Below are 15572 nucleotides of genomic sequence, written 5' to 3' on the forward strand. Positions count from 1 at the left end.
TCCTTACCTCCTAATTTACCCGTTTACCTTGCCGATCTCATTCGCAGCCTTTTCCAATGTACCATCTATCGTGGTCATAACACGCTGATTCGCTTCATAGGCACGCAGTACAGTCATCATATCCGTCATGGTTTGAGCTGCATCTACATTGGCCCGCTCGATCCATCCCTGTTTTAATCCGTATCGTCCGGCTATTCTGGTTGTATCATACTCGCCAGCACCTAGAGCCGTCAGGTCTTCCAACTCTGCGTCCTCCAGCGCTGTCGGGGCCAAATCGCCTTCATAGCGATACACTCCTGTGCCTTCGCGAACCAGCATTTGCGGATTTGTGATCACAGCCAAGCCCAAACGTTGATCCAGCATGACGGGAGGATCTTCAGGTGGTGCTGTAGGGTCTTCGTACATCAATTCACCCTGGGTGCTTATTTGCAAGCGAGCTCCTACATAGGCTCCATCGGGATCGTTGATGCGAATGGCTTGATTGTCGTTACCAAGCACATAATAGCCATCCGGAGTGACCAGGTATCCATCAGCATTGACGTTCCAATTGCCACTTCGCGTATAGCGGATCTGCTCCGGATCAGCCGGCTGATCCAGATCCTCCATCCGGGCTACACTGAAAAAGAGGCGACGCTCATTTCCGTCCTCATCCGGCTGCAGGTTGTCCATCAAGGCAACATCATAGGGATTATGCGTCTCGGCGATGTCACCTTGTCCAAACATGGGCAATGCCTCCGACATGTACACGCCAGTATGCAGACGGCCAATGACTGCTGCTTGTCCCGTCATTTGAGGCATTCCTTGGATATCCGGCCCCTGCTGATCGCGAATTCGGGCGATGAGCTGCTCCGGAAAAGCGCGCATCACCCCCACATCCTGCTTGTAGCCAGGTGTGTTGATATTTGCTAGGTTCGCCGCCAGTGTTTCCTGTCGATTCTGCAAGGCCAACATGCCTGATGCAGACGTATACAAGCCTCTGATCACGAGATCTTACCCCCTGAACAATTTCTTATTCCGCTGGGTAGGTACTTTGTCCAAGTAATCCAACATCATACCCGTTCCCTTGGCTACGCACATCATCGGCTCATCAGCTACCAGCACAGGAACCTTCAGTTCTTCTGCCAGCATCTGGTCAATGCCGTGCAAAAGTGCGCCACCGCCAGTCAGGAATACACCCTTATCAATTATATCGGCAGAAAGTTCTGGAGGTGTTCGTTCTAAAACAGATTTTGATGCTTGTACAATTGCACTCACCGACTCAGCCAGGGCTTCTTGGACTTCCTCGGAGCGAATCGTAATGGTTTGCGGCAAGCCGCTCACCATGTCGCGTCCGCGGATGTCCATTTCGTCCTGGCGTCCGCCGAATACGGTGCCAATCTGAACTTTTATATCTTCAGCCGTACGTTCCCCGATCAGTAATTTGTACTTATTCTTTATGTATCGCATGATTGCCACATCAAATGTATCGCCGGCGATTTTGATGGAGGAAGACGTGACGATGTCGCCCATGGAGAGTACCGCTACATCTGTCGTACCGCCACCGATATCTACGACCATATTTCCGGACGGCTGAAAGATTTCCATGCCAGCCCCTACGGCTGCCACTTTTGGCTCCTCTTCAATAAACACTTCTCTGGCCCCGCCGCTTCGTTCAGCCGCTTCACGAATCGCTTTTTGCTCCACGGAAGTAATGTTTGTCGGACAGCAAATCAAAATGCGCGGGCGAGCAAACATGCTTTTCCCACCGATTTTGGTCAGAAAATGCTTCAACATTGCTTCCGTGATCTCAAAATCTGCAATGACCCCTTCACGCAATGGCCGAATCGCTACGATGTTCCCAGGAGTACGGCCTACCATGCGATGAGCTTCATTTCCTACAGCCAACACTTTTTTGGTATGATTGTCGATTGCTACGACAGATGGTTCATCCAGGACTATTCCCTTGCCTTTTACGAACACCAAGACATTGGCCGTCCCCAAGTCGATCCCGATATCTTTGCCAAACATTGAAAGGTCCTCCCTGTTACCAGTTACATTCCTACATCATATCATAGGCTCTTCCACGTGAGAGGACAAGGAAATTATTTCTTACACACTCTCCTCCTGTTCCACCATAACTTTTTTGCTGCGGCGCTTGTACTTGATTTTGGTCGCTTCTCCTCCGCGGAGATGGCGAATCGCTTTGTGGTATTCCAAAATTTCCTTTACCTGGTTGGCCAATTCTGGATTTATCTCAGGCAGCCGCTCTGTCAGGTCCTTGTGCACTGTACTTTTGGACACCCCGAATTCTTTGGCGATCATCCGAACCGTATTGCGCGTCTCTACAATATATCGGCCGATTTTGATGGTCCGTTCTTTGATGTAGTCGTGCACGTCACTCGCCTCCTTGTATCTACATTGTCTGATACAATATATGGGTGGGTGCGGACACATATTCTACGTTTCCAAGCCTGACAAGCCAGCACGGCCGCAACTTTTTTTCACAGTTTGTACAAACGTAAAAAAACACCTGCAAAAGACGGGCTTTTACAGGTGCTTTGCGTCATTATTGATTTTTTGCTTCAGGTTGAATCAGGTATTTTTCCGGATTGACCGATTTTCCATCGACGCGTACTTCAAAGTGGAGATGCACTCCCGCATCTTTCTCATACTCGCTGCGTCCAGCATTGCCGAGCACCTGACCTTGTGTCACTTCATCGCCCGGTTTGACAGAGACGTTTTCCAGGCTTTGGTATACACTGACAATGTTGCCCTCATGCTCAATCTCTACGAGGCGGCCGACCAGTGGATCATTCTCCACTTTGGTTACCTTGCCTGCCAGAGCCGCGACGACATCGAAGCTTTTGCCGTCTACTGCCTTGAGATCAATCCCGGTGTGCGGGAAGTAGGAGCTTTCATACTTGATCAACGCTTTTTCCTGCACATCTGCAGTTGCTTCTTCATCATAGAAGCTCATGCCTTGTTCGTACTGAACTCCTGCGCCTACCGGCCATGCGAGCGGCTCGACGCTACCAGCTACCGGCACCGCATCGTCGCCTTCTTTTCCAGCTTCAGGAGTCGTGGTACCTTCCGCTGGATTGGTCACCACTACTCCGTCACTCGGATTGGTCATCTCGGAGACGGTCTGGATGACGTTACCCTGATACCACATCACAAAAGCGAGAATGATAGCTGCGGCGCCGATGTAGATCGCTGGAAACGCCCATTTCTTCCCTAACATTTTCTTCCAAAAACTGGACTTTCGGAATGGAATCGGTTGATTTTGATTTTTTTGATCTTCCATTTTATTCATCACCTCATCCCTCAGTATCGCCAGAATTTTGGCGTATAAACCTGAGAGAGAAGGGAAAATTAAAAAATTATCCGTTTTGCTCTGCTAGACCGGAATGATTTGCTTGAAATTCTGCAAGTCTATTCCTTGATAGTAGTACTTCACGATCTGCTCCGCATTCTTCCCTGTCTTGGCCATGCCGTTGGCGCCCCATTGACTCATGCCTACCCCATGACCGTAGCCTTTGGTAGTGATATACACCTGGTTTCCACGCAACTCCATGGTAAAAGAAGAAGAATTGAGATTCAGCTTCTCCCGGATTTCGCGGCCGGTAAAATCCTTGCCGCCGATGTGGATCCGTCCAACCCGATTTCCCGTTGTAGTAGAGATGATCCGGTACCAGGAGCCTTTGGTGGATGCCTCCTGAGCCAATTTTACGCCCAGGCTTTTTTCCAGCTCTGCGGTCGAATAGACGACTGTCTCCTGATAGCGGGGAGAATCGATATCCCAGGGGCTGGCTACGCTCTTCAAATACGGGATGGACTGCTCCCAATACTCTCCTGAATTTTCCGTAAAGCCATTGCTCGTCGAAAAGAAGGTCGCATCAATCGGCTTGCCCTGATACGTCAGGACGATCCCGGCAGTCGCTTGCACCGCTTGTTCGATTCTCTTGTTTTTCCACGCAAATTGCTCGCCCCATCTTTGCTTGCGCTGCTCCTCGTCCATATACACCTGGTGACTGACCGTATCCATCACATGCGCCCCCTCGGGGACATCCTGCCATTTCCCTTCGCTCAGCCTGCGGACAATATACGTCCTTGCTGCCATCGCCTGTGCCTTGAGCGCCTCCAGTTCAAACTCTGCGGGCATCTCGGCTGCCACGACGCCTGTGATGTAGGTTTCGAGCGGGAGGGTCTCCACCGTCTTTTTCTCGGAACGGTATACCTTCACTTCCAAACCCGGCTCCACCACAGCCTGGTTCTGCGGTTGCGAGACGACCGCCACTCCTTCCGTTCCCTCCTGAAAGCCAGAAGAAAAAAGATAGACCAGAGCAGCTGGCATGAATACGAGCAAGACTGGCAAAACGACTAACCACATGACGAGATAACGTTTCATGCTCCCTATCCTCCTCGTTTCGTGCTGACACTTCCAGTCTATGTCCCTTCCGCAAGCGATAGAACGAGAGAGTGAGAGAGAAGGGAGAATGTTAGAGCGGGTTGTCTGAAAGCAAAAAAAAGCTCTCTGCTAAGAGAGAGCTTTCGCTTGCCCCTACTATTCGCCTGAATGAAACGGCTTAGGCAAAATTAGGGGAAAAATTGATTTTAATTGGTTCAGGAGCGGTTGCTTCCTGCTTTTGTTCCTGATGGACATAACGTTCCACATCAGCGCCCAAGGCTTGCAGCTTCTCCACAAAATGGACGTAGCCGCGGTCGATATGGTGCAATGCTGTCACTTCCGTCTCGCCTTCGGAGACCAGTCCTGCGAGGACGAGTGCGGCACCAGCGCGCAAATCCGTAGCTGCAACCTTGCTGCCCGTCAATTTGCTTCCGCCTTCGACGATCGCGCTGCGGCCTTCGATCTTGATGTTCGCATTCATCCGGCGGAATTCTTCGACGTGCATGAAGCGATTCTCGAAGACTGTCTCGGTCACGATGCTGGTCCCTTCCGATACGAGCAGGAGAGCCATCATCTGCGACTGCATGTCCGTCGGAAAGCCAGGGTATGGCAGCGTCTTCAGATCGACTGCCTTCAGTTTTCCTTTGCGGGTTACGCGAATGCCATTTTCCTGTTCATCCACCTCGACACCCATCTCGCGCAGCTTGGCGGTAACTGATTTCAAATGGTCGCAAATCGCGCCTTCCACAAAGACGTCACCGCCCGTAATCGCAGCCGCTACCATGAAGGTGCCTGCTTCAATCCGGTCTGGAATGACGCAATGGGTGCAGCCCACCAACGACTCCACGCCCTCGATGCGAATCGAGCCTGTACCAGCCCCGCGAATCTTGGCTCCCATCCTGTTGAGATAGTTTGCCAGATCCACGATTTCCGGCTCCTCGGCCGCATTCTCGATGACCGTTGTCCCTTCAGCCAAAGCGGCTGCCATCATGATATTTTCGGTTGCCCCAACACTGGCGATATCCAGGTAAATTTTCGCTCCCTTCAATCGCCCCTCTACGCTGGCATCTATGAACCCTTGCCCGATCTCGATCTTGGCTCCCATCGCCTCGAATCCCTTGAGATGTTGATCAATCGGTCGTGTTCCAATGGCACAACCTCCTGGCAAGGCGACACGAGCTCGTCCTTTTCTCGCCAGCAAAGGCCCCATGACCAAAAACGAAGCGCGCATTTTGCGAACCAGCTCATAAGAGGCTTCTACACTTGACAGCGGCGAAGCGTCAATCGTCAGCACTTCATGATCATATGTAAGGGAAATTCCCATCGATTTCAAGAGGTCGCATATCGTTCTGACATCGTCAAGAGCCGGGACATCCGAGATGACGCTCGTCCCCTTCTCAGCCAGGATCGATGCTGCAATGATAGGGAGTACGGCATTTTTGGCTCCGGAAACTTTGACGTTTCCGACCAATGCCTTACCACCGCGGACAATCATTTTATCCAATGTGTACCCCTCCGCGTGCTAATATTCCACTGTGATGATTGGTGTACCTACGGTAATTCGCGTACCTGCCTGACGATCGAGATGAGTCGCCACCTGCAGATTCATCTTGTCACCGTTTAGCATGATGGACGAGTCCCACCAATCGGTATAACCGGAGATGCTAACAACCGTCTCATCTTTTAAACGTTCTCTTTCTTTTGCCTGGAGGGCGTTAAAAATCGACAAAATCCTACCCTCCTGTTGATCAACACTCATCTTATCATTGTACATTCCGCGAATACAAGTACTAAATTGCGGAATAAAGTCGGCTTTTGACAAGGCTTTAGTCCAATGTTCTTGTATAGATTCCATATATGGTAGTGTTTTTCGATTTCCAATCAATTGCCACACAAGATATGTATCGAGTGTACCATTTTTGGAAACCCCTGTAAGTTCGACATTCAAATGAACGCCGTTTTGAAAAAGATTAGCTTCATACGAAACCACGTGATCTTGTCTGGCAAGAGGGACATCAGCCATAGGGACTGACAGCTCTGCCGCCCATTTGTTTGCCAACTCTTTCAAAGCATTCGGACTCTCTACCTCTCCAAGCGATACGCGGCTGCGCATCTGAACCTCCAGGTCAGTCGCTCCCGACTCTTCGATGACCGCAAGCAAACGACCTGCGACTTCATGATCCGCGACCTGTTCCTTAGCCAACGCTGGTATCCAGTAGACCATTCCTACGACGATGAGTGCAACTAGTGACAACCAAGGCGACCACGTTTTCATCTGTTCTCGCTCCCCTTTTTCATGCTCTCTTTGTACTTCTCAGTTTGCACATGAAATTGGGTGGATATACCAGATGATTTGAAAGACAACCCGCAGATCAGGTAAAAAGATTGCCGAATACCATAGACCAGCCCAGGTAATCGAGGAAAAAACGGGACAGTTCATAGCCGATGACGATAGACAAAAAAATCTGCAGCAGCTTCGCCTGTGGGCTGTTTGGCCTTTTCAATATTTTTTCAAAGCGGATCGACTGCAAGGCCCACCAGCTCAATCCAATAAAGGTAATAGACAAGATAATGCTCAAGAACCCGTATAGATCGGTCGGCACAATCGGTTCCTCCTCATCAAAAAGAAAGGGACAGCCTGGTTGCGGCCATCCCCTCTATTGTAACTGAAACGATTTCCTATTACGAGTGTTATGGTGTCCGGGTCGGCAACATATTGCCAAAATCAAACGAAGGATTGAACGTCGCCTGGATATAGTCTGTCACCAATCCTGGGAAAGCGCCGAAGAATACGGTCGCAATCGCCAAGATGAAGATAAAGACCCAGATTCCTTTCGGTACGGACAACGGAGCTTCGTTCTCCCCTGCGCGCATGTACATCTGCCGGATGATCCCAAAGTAGTAGTAGTAGGAAATCACGCTGGTCACGATCATAATCGCGGACAACCAGTAGTTTTCCTGCGCGAGCGCACCCATAAAGAGATAGAACTTCCCGAAGAATCCGGCTGTGATCGGGATACCCGCCAAGGACAGCATGAAAATCGTCATGGAGATCGCCATCACCGGGGAACGATGATACAAGCCGGCAAATCCTTTTAGATCCTCCGTCTGCTGCTCTCGGGACACAACCATAATGACAGCGAAGACACCAAAGCTGACCAAGAGATAGCCGAACAGATAGAAAATCACTTCACTGAAAAAGAGTGTTGTCGGCGGCACGAACGGCACGAGGAGATAACCGGCTTGAGCGATCCCCGAGTAAGCCATCATCCGTTTGACATTGGCTTGTCTGAGCGCCATTACGTTGCCAAGTATCATAGACGCCGCAGCCATCCAGCCGATGAAAAGGCTGCCCTGTGTGAGAAAGAACTGACCTTCTGCGCTCGGCACCTGCAGGAAAGAGATCAGCAACAGACGGAATACCAGCGCAAAGCCCGCAGCCTTGGAGACGACAGCCAAAAATGCCGTGATTGGAGTTGGCGCTCCCTGATAGACGTCTGGCGCCCACATGTGGTAAGGGGCAGCGGATATTTTAAACGCCAATCCTACTGCGAGAAAAGCAAACGCCATGTAGATGATAAACTGAAAGCCCATCATCCCCGCTTCTGCCAACCGTTGCGAGATTTCATAAATATTGGTCGATCCCGTCAAGCCGTACACGTACGACATCCCGAACAAGGTGACGGCTGTTGCAATTCCGCCCGAAACGACGTATTTGAACGCCGATTCATTGGATTGCAACGATTTTTTCCGCAAGCCGACCATCACATAAGAGGATAGGGACAAAAGCTCCAATCCGACGAACATTGTGATCAGATCGGCGGATGAAGCCATCACCATCGCGCCCAAGAGTCCGCTGAGCAGAAGATAGTAAAACTCGCCTCTATGCGCGACCTCGCTCTGCCGCATGTAGGACAGCGAGATCAGGATCGTGAATGCCGTACCTCCCAGGAACAATAGCTTGAAGGCATTGCCGTAGTCGTCGATGCGAATCATATCCGCCATGTAGCTGTAAGGTTGATCCATGGTTTGGATATTGACGAAGACAAAAACTCCGGCCAGCACGATCCCCAGCAGGGAAAGCAGTCCGATCGCGTGCTTGCCCAAGCGCTTGCCCGCGAACAGATCCAAGAGAGACAGCCCTGTTGCAAAGCCTAATATGATGAATTCGGGCAGAAGGTAGGTCCAGTCATATGAGAAGATGTCTTTTACTTCCATGGATTACCCTCCTATTCCCGTCACGATGGGTACGATTGTTTTCAAGGTCTGCTGGAGCGGATTGCCCAAAATAGCCGGATACACCCCGATCAGAATGATAAACCCGAGCAGGACAACCATCGGGATTACTTCCATCGGCTGTGCGTCTGCGAGACGTGCAAAACGGTCCGGTGTCGGTCCGAATGTCGTACGCAGAATCGCCCGCAGCAGGTAGACTGCCGTCAAGACGATGCCCAACGCCCCCACAGCCGCCAGGACAGGAAGACTGCCGAACAAGCCCAAAAAGGCAAAGAATTCGCTGATAAAGCCAGACATCCCCGGCAAACCCAGCGAAGCCATCCCGCCGGCCAGCAAAATACCGCTGACAAATGGCATCGATTTCGCCAAACCGCCCAATTCATCGATCATGGAGGTCTGCGTGCGATCCCAGATGACGCCAATCAGGAAGAAGAGCAGCGCGGAGATAAATCCGTGCGAGACGATCTGGAACATCGCTCCCTGGAATCCGATCGTGTTCATCGCAGCCAATCCGAGCAGGACTATCCCCATATGGCTGATACTGGAGTAAGCCAGGACCATTTTCAAATCCTTTTGAACAAACGCAAGCACGGCTCCATACAGGATGTTGATAATCCCCAGCACCGCGAGCCAAGTGGAGAACTGGTACGCCTGCTCAGGGAAGAATCCGATTCCCATCCGCAATACGCCGTATGCCCCCATCTTCAGCAAAATACCGGAGTGGATCATGACAATGGACGGCGGCGCTTGCACGTGTACTTTCAGCATCCAGGTATGGAACGGAAAGACTGGCAGCTTGATAGCAAATGCGATGAACAAGGCCAAAAACAGTCCATAACGGAATGCGGGCGAGATAGCCGAGGCAATCGGATGCTGTGGTGTCGAGAAGATGGTCGCGATCTGCTCCATATTCATCGTCTGCGTCACGAGATAGATGACGATAAAGGCCAACAGCATGATGCCGGAGCCGATTCCGTTGTAGAGCAAGAATTTGTTCGCCGCTTTTTCCCTTTCTCCATATCCCCAGATTCCCACCAAAAAGAACATCGGCACGAGAGTCATCTCGAAGAAAATGAAGAACAGAAAGAGGTTGTCTGCGGCAAAAACACCCAACATCCCGATGAAGAGCACATGGAACAGAATGAAAAACTCTTTTAGCCGTTTCTTGATCTGCCAGGAAGCAACAGCCGCCAGCACACCGATAATCGCCGTCAGTACGAGCAATGGCATCGAGATTCCGTCTACTCCGAGCTCGTAATTGATCTCCAGCGAGTAGACAGTCCCGGACGGATCTTGGGAGATCGGAATGGAGATCCAGTCATGCTTCTCAACAAATTGCAGATTCGCCGTCCCGTAATTGAAAGAGGCAAACAAAAACAGCGACAAGATCAGCGGGAGCAGGGTGCCCAGGACCCCCACTTTTTTGATCGCTCCTCCCTGGTGGTTCGGAATGAACGCCAGAATCAGGATCGCCAGTACAGGTGAAAAGACAAGCGATGACAAGAGGAGATTATTGACCTGATCCAAAGAACCCACCCCCTTGTACCGTCAAACTGATGGCGATGATCAGCACCAGTAGGCCAAACAACACCATTGTTCCATAAGATTGAATCTGTCCATTTTGCGCTTTGGAGTGAAGAGCGCCGATTCCGTTCGTGATTTTGGCTGTCAGTCCTACCAGTCCATCCACGACGTACTTGTCAAACGCATTCAGGATAAAGCCAATCCATCCGAGCGGACGAACAATCACTGCATGATAAATCTCGTCTACGTAATACTTGCGATAGGATAGCTGATACAGCCAAGGCAAGGTCTCCGGGATCGTATCCGCCGGGATCTTTTTCTTGACGTACATCAGGTAAGCCAGCACGATGCCCAGTACGGAAATCAGCAAAGCAACCACTTGCAGCCAGGAGGCGGCATGCGCTACTTCATCTCCAAAGATGTGGCTGATCGCATTCCCGGTATCGGAGGCAAGCAGCCAATCCGATAAGAGCGGTGCGTACGGGGTGTTGATAAAGCCTGCGACAATCGCCAGAAGCGCGAGAATCAGCAAAGGGCCGGTCATCACGGCAGGCGATTCATGCGGCTGATGTTTTCCCCGCGCTTCCCCCGCGAAGGTCAGGAAAAACAGACGGAACATATAGAAAGCCGTGAAGAATGCGGCCAGCAGCGCGATGAGCAAAAGATCGAAGCGATGCGCCCCATAGACAGCGCCAAGGATCGCCTCTTTGGACCAGAAGCCCGCGAATGGAAAGATTCCAGCGATCGCCAGGCAGCCAATCAAGAAGGTCAAAGCAGTGATCGGCATCTTCTTCCACAGTCCGCCCATCTCAAAAACATTCTGCGTATGTACCGCATGGATGACACTTCCTGCTCCCAGGAAGAGCAAGGCTTTAAAGAAAGCGTGGGTCATCAGATGGAAAGAGCCCGCTACATAGCCTGCTGCTCCAGCAACCCCTAGAGCCAGCATCATATACCCGAGCTGACTTACCGTCGAATAGGCCAAGACCCGTTTGATATCCTTCTGGGTCAGACCGATCGATGCAGCAAAAATTGCGGTAAACCCGCCGACATACGCAACTACCGTCAAAGCGGTATCCGAAGCGATGAACAACGGATATGTCGCTGCGACGAGATACACCCCTGCCGCGACCATCGTCGCCGCGTGGATCAGCGCTGATACAGGTGTCGGACCTTCCATCGCATCGGGCAACCAGGTATGGAGCGGAAATTGACCTGATTTTCCCACGGCTCCGACGAAGATCAGTATCGCTGCCAGCGTAATCATCCAGGGCTCGAGCTTGCCGAGAGCGACACTGTCAAAGATTTGCGTATATTCAAAGCTTCCTGTCCACCAGAACAACAGACAGATGGCGATGAAAAGGCCCAGATCTCCGATGCGGGTAACGATGAATGCCTTTTTCGCTGCTGCCTTCGCTTCCTTTTTGAAGAAGTAGTACCCCACCAGCAAAAAGGAGCAAACTCCAACCAGTTCCCAGAAAATGTATACCTGCAGCAGATTGGGCGAAAGCACCAGCCCGAGCATGGAAAAGGTAAACAGGGCCAGGTACTGGTAGAAAACAGGGAAGCGTTCGTCTCCCTGCATGTAGCCCTTGGAGTAGATTTGCACCAACAGGCTCACCAGCGTCACAATCACGAGCATCATGGCATTCAGTTGATTGACCTCGAATCCCATGCTGATCACGATGTCTCCGACCTGCAGCCAGCTTACGTTGAATTTGAAGTTAGATGCCCCGTCCTGGAATCTCTCCCAAAACGTCAACAGCGCTATCCCGAATGAGATCCCCGTCAGCAAAATGCCGACCAGGGCTGCCCCTTCTTTCAGTTGGCGACCAAATGAAACGATCACGATGAAAGCAAGAAGCGGAAACAGAGGGATGAGCCAGGCGTAATGCAATAGAGTATCCATCTTTGTCCTCCTTATCAGGTCTCCATCTTATCGTTTCATCTGGTCCATCTCATCTACGTTGACCGTTTCCTTGTTCCGGTACAAGGCGATCAGGATCGCCAGGCCGACCGCCACTTCCGCTGCAGCAACGGTCATGGTAAACAAGGTAAAGATCTGGCCTGTCACCCCGGGATGCAATCCGAACTTGGAGAAAGCCACCAGATTGATATTCACGGCATTCAGCATCAATTCAATCGAAATCAGTACGATCACGGCATTGCGTTTTGTCAGAGCTCCGTACAGGCCCACGCAGAACAGGATCAACGCCACCATCAAATAGGAGGAAATGCTCACCATCATTGCTGATCCCCCTCCTTTTTCGCCATGATGATCGCTCCGACCAGACAAACCAACAGCAGCACAGACAATAATTCGAACGGAATCACGTACTTGGTGAATACTTCAATCCCGATCTCCTTGGCATTGTTCATCGACTGCTCGGCTGCCTGTTGTGCCGGCGCTTGCCACGGCGCATTTTGGATGCCCCAGAAAAGCAGACCGAACAAAGCGGCCACAAACACGAGGACAAAACGATTTTTCCACGTGTTCCCTGTCCCTTCGTCATTGGCATCGTGCTTGGTCAACATGATTCCAAAGAGCATCAGAATCGAGATCGCACCCGAATATACGAGGATTTGCGATACACCGACGAACTCAGCGCCAAGCAGAACAAAATGGCCAGCGATGCTGATAAAGGTGATTCCGAGTGAAATGACCATGTGAACTACACGGGTAAAGCTGATCATAAACACAGCGCCGCCAATCGTCAGCAGAGAAAGGATAAAAAAGGCTATAAATTCGCCGCTCATTTAGTTCTCCTCCCTGACGTTGGTATTGTTGTCGTCCAGCCATTTCAGGTCCTTGTACAACTCATCCCTGCTATAGGCTGCCAGCTCGAAATTATTCGTCATGACAATCGCTTCTGTCGGACAAACCTCTGTGCACAAATCGCACAAAATGCAAATCTCGAAATTGATATCGTAGGTGTCGATAATCTTCCCTTTCTTCTCCGGGTCCGGATGAGGCTTCCCTGTCAGCTGGATGCACTCTGTCGGACATACACGTGCGCATTGATTGCAGACGATGCATTTTTCCGGGGAAAAGTGCTGGATGCCACGGAAGCGCGGCGGCATCGGGAAGGGTACATCGGGATAGAAATGGGTTACTTTTTTCTCCGTCAGCTTCTTAAAGGTATACCCCAGGCCTTTGGCCAATCCTAGCATGTATGTCACCCCTCAGGATTTGAGAACTTGGCTGTGCCCCATCAAGCAGAGCGTTGCCTGCATATGGTACGACGATGTCGCTTGTCTCTCACCTCTTAGAACATCCCTTGCTGGTACGAGACAATCACGGCTGTAAGCAAGATATTCACCAGCGCCACTGGCAACAGCACTTTCCAGGCAAATGACATCAGTGTATCGGCACGCATCCGCGGCATCGTGGCGCGCAACCAAAACTGGAGAAAGACATAAGCCGAAAATTTCAAGACGAACCAGACGATCCCCGGAATGAAGTCCAATGCAGGAATAATCGGCAGCCAGCCGCCCAAAAAGAGGACCGTAATCAACGTTGCCATCCCGAACATGTAGACGTATTCCGCCAGCATGAACATCGCGAAACGGAAGCCGGAGTATTCCACGTGATAGCCGGAGACGAGTTCAGACTCTGCTTCCGGCAAGTCGAATGGCGTTCGGTTCAGCTCAGCCTGCGCTGCGATAATAAAGACGGCAAACCCGAGAAACTGCGGAATGATATTCCACATATCCCTCTGCGCCTCTACGATCTCTCGCAGATTCATACTGCCCGTCAGCAATACGACCCCGACAACAGACATGACCAGCGGGACTTCATAGCTGATCATCTGGGCTGCAGAACGCAAGCCGCCGATCAGCGAGTATTTGTTATTCGAGGCCCAGCCTGCGGTAATCACACCGAGAACAGTAATACCCGACAACGCGATGTAATAGAGAAGCCCGATGCCCAGATCCGCGAATTGGATGCTCTCCGTAAAAGGCATGACCGCCAGCACACCGAACGCAGGTGCATAGGCCAGAATCGGAGCCAGGGTAAACAGGGCTCTGTCCGCGTTTTTGGGGCGTGTATCTTCTTTTATAAGGAGCTTGGTTACGTCCGCTACAGTCTGCAAAAGGCCAAGTGGGCCGACTCGGTTGGGACCGATCCGCAGCTGCATCCAGCCGATTACTTTGCGCTCAAAATAGATGGCGTAGGTGACGAAGCCGAGCAAAATGACCAGCAAGACGACTGCCGCCAGAATGAACCAAAGCGTATTCCCCAATGAGGGAGCCTGCTGCAAAAGTTCGCTCATTAACAGTCAACCTCCCCGAGTACGATGTCGATGCTGCCCAGGATGGCAATCATGTTGGAGATGCTTTCTCCCTCCAACAGTTTGGGCAGAATCTGCAGGTTGGTAAAGGATGGACGGCGGAACTTCAATCGCCACGGCTTATCCTTGCCCTGGCTGGCGATGTAGCAGCCGATTTCTCCGCGTGGGGATTCGATTCGCACGTAGGTCTCACCAGCAGGCGGACGAATGACGCGCGGCACTTTTCCGATGACTTCCCCGTCGCTCGGGAATTGCTCCAATGCCTGCTCCAGGATGCGCAAGGACTGCACGATCTCTTCCATCCGCAAATGGTATCGTGTTGTGCAATCTCCATCCGTCCCAGTCGGTACGTCAAAGTCAAAACGGTCATAAATGCAGTATGGCTCGTCTTTGCGCAGATCCCATTTTACACCGGTAGAGCGCAGCATAACACCGGACAGTGAGTAGTCGAGTGCTGTTTTTTGATCAAATTTGCCAATGCCCTTAATGCGGCTGAGAAAAATTTCATTCCCGGTGACCAGCTGATGGTAGCTGGGAAGCTCTTTCTTCATGTAGGCGACGAAATCCTTGACCTTTTCGATCCAACCATCAGGGGCGTCCCATTTCACTCCGCCGATACGCATGTAGTTGAACGTCATGCGTGCTCCACACAGTTCATTGAACAAATCGAGAATTTTCTCCCGATCGCGGAAGGCATACAGGAAAGGTCCCATCGCCCCCAAGTCGAGCAAAAACGTGCCCCACCAGACCAGGTGACTGGCGACACGGTTCAATTCCATGGCAATGAGGCGAAGATACTGGGCACGCTCGGGAATCTCCAATCCCATCATGGTTTCCACAGCATGGCACAATACATAGTTGTTCGTCATCGCCGAGACGTAGTCCATCCGGTCTGTATACGGGATGATTTGCGTGTAAGTGAGATTCTCCGCCAGTTTTTCTGTACCCCTGTGGAGGTAGCCCATGACAGGGATGGCTTCCTTGATCGTCTCCCCGTCGATTTTGACAACCAAACGAAAAACGCCGTGCGTACTGGGATGCTGAGGGCCGACGTTCAAGAGCATCTCTTCGGTTCGAATGCCGGTTTCGGAAGAGGTCTCTGCATGTGTGGTGAGGATGTTCTGGTTCATCTG

16 protein-coding genes are annotated in these 15572 nt (G+C 51.3%); all 16 read right to left on the reverse strand.

The window, feature by feature from the left end; translation table 11 throughout:
• Positions 1–15: 15 nt before the first annotated feature.
• A complete protein-coding gene (locus EDM58_RS06060) occupies positions 16–984 on the reverse strand; it encodes a flagellar hook-basal body protein (protein WP_122912562.1) in 969 nt (322 codons plus the stop codon).
• Between the two features lie 6 nt (positions 985–990).
• Positions 991–2007 (reverse strand): rod shape-determining protein, encoded by a 1017-nt coding sequence (mreB, locus tag EDM58_RS06065; protein WP_023555223.1) that lies wholly within the window; start codon positions 2005–2007, stop codon positions 991–993.
• Between the two features lie 81 nt (positions 2008–2088).
• Positions 2089–2373: a sporulation transcriptional regulator SpoIIID gene (gene spoIIID, locus EDM58_RS06070; RefSeq protein ID WP_023555222.1), complete on the reverse strand. Its 285-nt coding sequence runs from the start codon at positions 2371–2373 to the stop codon at positions 2089–2091.
• Positions 2374–2545: 172 nt separating this feature from the next.
• Positions 2546–3283 carry a M23 family metallopeptidase gene (locus EDM58_RS06075; RefSeq protein ID WP_122912563.1) on the reverse strand — a complete coding sequence of 246 codons (738 nt, stop codon included), beginning with the start codon at positions 3281–3283 and terminating at the stop codon, positions 2546–2548.
• Positions 3284–3376: 93 nt separating this feature from the next.
• Positions 3377–4387: a stage II sporulation protein D gene (spoIID, locus tag EDM58_RS06080; protein ID WP_122912564.1), complete on the reverse strand. Its 1011-nt coding sequence runs from the start codon at positions 4385–4387 to the stop codon at positions 3377–3379.
• A 178-nt stretch (positions 4388–4565) separates the two neighbouring features.
• Entirely contained in the window at positions 4566–5891 is a 1326-nt protein-coding gene (murA, locus tag EDM58_RS06085) for a UDP-N-acetylglucosamine 1-carboxyvinyltransferase (RefSeq protein WP_122912565.1), read from the reverse strand.
• Positions 5892–5909: 18 nt separating this feature from the next.
• Positions 5910–6662 carry a YwmB family TATA-box binding protein gene (locus EDM58_RS06090; protein ID WP_122912566.1) on the reverse strand — a complete coding sequence of 251 codons (753 nt, stop codon included), beginning with the start codon at positions 6660–6662 and terminating at the stop codon, positions 5910–5912.
• A gap of 97 nt (positions 6663–6759) precedes the next feature.
• Positions 6760–6990: a DUF1146 family protein gene (locus EDM58_RS06095; RefSeq protein WP_122912567.1), complete on the reverse strand. Its 231-nt coding sequence runs from the start codon at positions 6988–6990 to the stop codon at positions 6760–6762.
• Between the two features lie 88 nt (positions 6991–7078).
• On the reverse strand, positions 7079–8605 hold the full coding sequence (gene nuoN, locus EDM58_RS06100) for an NADH-quinone oxidoreductase subunit NuoN (protein WP_122912568.1): 1527 nt from the start codon (positions 8603–8605) through the stop codon (positions 7079–7081).
• Positions 8606–8608: 3 nt separating this feature from the next.
• A complete protein-coding gene (locus tag EDM58_RS06105; protein ID WP_122912569.1) occupies positions 8609–10150 on the reverse strand; it encodes a complex I subunit 4 family protein in 1542 nt (513 codons plus the stop codon).
• Entirely contained in the window at positions 10134–12056 is a 1923-nt protein-coding gene (gene nuoL / locus EDM58_RS06110; protein ID WP_122912570.1) for an NADH-quinone oxidoreductase subunit L, read from the reverse strand. Before nuoL ends, EDM58_RS06105 begins: the two co-directional genes overlap by 17 nt.
• Before the next feature lie 27 nt (positions 12057–12083).
• Positions 12084–12395 (reverse strand): NADH-quinone oxidoreductase subunit NuoK, encoded by a 312-nt coding sequence (gene nuoK / locus EDM58_RS06115; RefSeq protein WP_023555213.1) that lies wholly within the window; start codon positions 12393–12395, stop codon positions 12084–12086.
• Positions 12392–12904: an NADH-quinone oxidoreductase subunit J gene (locus EDM58_RS06120; protein ID WP_023555212.1), complete on the reverse strand. Its 513-nt coding sequence runs from the start codon at positions 12902–12904 to the stop codon at positions 12392–12394. The genes nuoK and EDM58_RS06120 overlap by 4 nt, the downstream gene beginning before the upstream one ends.
• Positions 12905–13318, reverse strand: a complete 414-nt coding sequence (gene nuoI, locus EDM58_RS06125; protein ID WP_023555211.1) for an NADH-quinone oxidoreductase subunit NuoI — start codon at positions 13316–13318, stop codon at positions 12905–12907.
• Between the two features lie 95 nt (positions 13319–13413).
• A complete protein-coding gene (nuoH, locus tag EDM58_RS06130) occupies positions 13414–14421 on the reverse strand; it encodes an NADH-quinone oxidoreductase subunit NuoH (protein WP_122912571.1) in 1008 nt (335 codons plus the stop codon).
• Positions 14421–15569 (reverse strand): NADH-quinone oxidoreductase subunit D, encoded by a 1149-nt coding sequence (locus EDM58_RS06135; protein ID WP_023555209.1) that lies wholly within the window; start codon positions 15567–15569, stop codon positions 14421–14423. Before EDM58_RS06135 ends, nuoH begins: the two co-directional genes overlap by 1 nt.
• Positions 15570–15572 lie beyond the last annotated feature (3 nt).

Source organism: Brevibacillus panacihumi (assembly GCF_003710985.1).
GTDB classification, from domain to species: Bacteria; Bacillota; Bacilli; order Brevibacillales; family Brevibacillaceae; genus Brevibacillus; species Brevibacillus panacihumi.